Below are 2,597 nucleotides of genomic sequence, written 5' to 3'. Positions count from 1 at the left end.
ACGAAGCCGCCGAGCGTATCGCTCGCGTGCTGCACAACGACCCGGCGACCGGCGTGATGCGTCATGCGGATGCGGGCTACCAGATCGCGATTGATTGCGCCAAGGAGCAGGGTTTGAACCTGCCGATGGTCAAGTAAACCAGGCAGGCAGTTGCACCCTTTGCTTCATGGACGTCGGGCAGGTTGAGACGGATTTCAAGGTTCCGGTGCTTTATGTGTTTTCGGTAGGAGTGACTTGATGAGTCTCATGCAGATGCTCAGTTTTGGCGACACGGGTTGGGGGATGGCCTTGCTCAAGGCCGCCCTCATGACCGTGTTGTTGACCCTTGCGGCGCTGGTGGTCGGTGCGCTGGTCGGCAGCCTGGTGGCCATGGCCAAGCTTTCCAAAAAGCGTGCCTTGCGATACCTGGGGGATGCCTATTCCATCCTGTTCCGGGGGATTCCGGAGCTGTTGGTGATCTACCTGTTCTATTTCGGCGGTGCCAGTGTGGTGACGGCCGTCAATCACTGGTTTGGCGGTGAAGGCTATGTCGATGTCCCGCCGTTCATGGTGGGGGCCATCGCCGTCGGATTGATCTCGGCGTCGTATCAGGCTGAGGTCTATCGCGGTGCCTTTATCGCGGTGGCCAAGGGTGAGCTTGAGGCAGCACTGGCGATCGGCATGAACCGCGCAACGCGGATTCGCCGGGTGCTGATCCCGCAGATCTGGCGGTACGCGCTGCCGGGCCTGGGCAACGTCTGGCAAATGAGCCTGAAAGACTCCGCGCTGATTTCGGTGATTGGCCTGGTGGAACTGATGCGCGCCAGCCAGGTGGCGGCGGGTTCCACGCGCCAGTACTTCACGTTCTACATCGTCGGCGGCGTGTGCTACCTGATTCTGACCGGGCTTTCGGGCCGTCTTTTCAATATTGCCGAAGCGCGCGTACAGCGTACGCAGCGGCGCAATCCTGCACAGTCGTGAGAAGGGACCGTTTGCCATGATCGATTTCGCCTTTCTTGCCGACACCATGCTCAAGTTGCTGGGTGCCTTGCCCATCACCCTGGCCTTGTTTTTTTCGTCCCTGACCCTGGGGTTGCTGCTGTCGCTGGGCGTGGTGTCCATGCGCGTCAGCCGCTGGCCATTCCTCAGCTACCCGGCGCGTTTCTACATCATGCTGTTTCGCGGCACGCCGCTGATGATCCAGATGTTCCTGATCTATTACGGCCTGGGGCAGTTCCCGGCGATTCGCGACAGCTTCCTGTGGGTGGTGTTGAGGTCGCCTTATGGCTGCGCCGTGGTCTCCCTGGCGCTGTGCACCGCCGGCTACACCGCTGAAATCATTCGCGGTGGCCTGCTGAGCGTGCCTCAAGGGCAGATCGAAGCGGGGCAGGCGGTAGGCATGGGGCGTTGGACCCTGCTGTGGCGAGTGATCGGCCCGGTCACCTTGCGCCAGGCGCTTCCGGCCTATTCCACCGAGGCCATTTTGCTGGTCAAGTCCACCGCGCTGGCCAGCCTGGTCACCGTGTGGGACGTCACCGGCGTGGCGCAACAAATCATCCAGCGTACCTACCGCACCATGGAAGTGTTCATTTGTGCGGCGTTGATCTATCTGATCCTGAATTTCCTGGTGGTGCGTGTGGTGGCCTGGATTGAACATCGTCTGTCGCCCCACCTGCTTGAGCGGCCGAAAGACGTGCCGGTCAAGCAAACCCCCGAACCTATTTCTCATTCCTGATTGCAGCGGAGCTTGTCATGAGTACTCAGATTCAGAGCGCCCTTACGGTTAACAACATTCACAAGGCTTTCGGTTCGGCACAGGTTCTCAAGGGGATCTCGTTGGAGGCTCACAAAGGTGACGTGATTTCCATCCTCGGTGCCAGCGGTTCGGGCAAGAGCACTTTCCTGCGTTGTATCAACCTGCTGGAAACCCCGGACGAGGGCAGTATTGTGCTCGACGGCGAAACCATCGAGCTCAAGCGCCAGCGCAACGGTCGGTTGTTGCCTGGCAGCACGCGGCAGGTGGAGACCATGCGCAGCAAGCTGGGCATGGTGTTCCAGAGTTTTAACCTGTGGTCGCATATGACGGTTTTGCAAAATGTCATCGAGGGGCCGATGCGGGTGCTCAAGCGTTCGAAGGCCGAGTGTGTGGAGGAAGCTGAGCAACTGCTGCACAAGGTGGGGCTTTATGATCGCCGTGATTATTACCCGGCGCATTTGTCGGGTGGGCAGCAGCAGCGGGTGGCGATTGCCCGGGCGTTGGCGATGAACCCGCAAGTAATGTTGTTTGATGAGCCGACGTCGGCGCTGGACCCGGAGTTGGTGGGGGAGGTGTTGCGGGTGATGCGGTCGCTGGCCGAGGAAGGGCGGACCATGTTGGTGGTGACCCATGAGATGGGGTTTGCGCGGCATGTGTCCAATCGGGTGGTGTTTATGGCCAATGGGTTGATTGATGCCCAGGGCACGCCGGCGGAGTTGTTTGAGGGGTTGCCGACGGAGCGGTTTCGGCAGTTTGTATCGAGTCATACGCAGCGTAGTGCGGAGTAGTGGTTGGGTGTTGGTTGGGTTTGGGTATATATCCGTTGCTGCGGTAACGGCCGCTTATGGTTTCGCTCTTACAG

General features: G+C 59.8%; 4 protein-coding genes. All 4 read left to right on the top strand.

Features of this window, described 5'->3' with window-relative positions:
• A partial coding sequence (locus tag HX807_RS31480) for a hypothetical protein (protein ID WP_177010130.1) occupies positions 1 to 137 on the top strand: 137 nt, incomplete at its 5' end.
• A gap of 100 nt (positions 138 to 237) precedes the next feature.
• Entirely contained in the window at positions 238 to 960 is a 723-nt protein-coding gene (locus tag HX807_RS31475) for an ABC transporter permease (protein ID WP_003220032.1), read from the top strand.
• Positions 961 to 976: 16 nt separating this feature from the next.
• A complete protein-coding gene (locus HX807_RS31470) occupies positions 977 to 1,714 on the top strand; it encodes an ABC transporter permease (RefSeq protein ID WP_177052210.1) in 738 nt (245 codons plus the stop codon).
• A gap of 17 nt (positions 1,715 to 1,731) precedes the next feature.
• Positions 1,732 to 2,523, top strand: a complete 792-nt coding sequence (locus HX807_RS31465) for an ABC transporter ATP-binding protein (protein ID WP_003220035.1) — start codon at positions 1,732 to 1,734, stop codon at positions 2,521 to 2,523.
• The last annotated feature ends 74 nt before the right edge of the window (positions 2,524 to 2,597 follow it).

It is taken from the genome of Pseudomonas sp. D8002 (genome assembly GCF_013385695.1).
GTDB lineage: Bacteria > Pseudomonadota > Gammaproteobacteria > Pseudomonadales > Pseudomonadaceae > Aquipseudomonas.
This window is presented reverse-complemented; position numbering and strand designations above follow the sequence as displayed.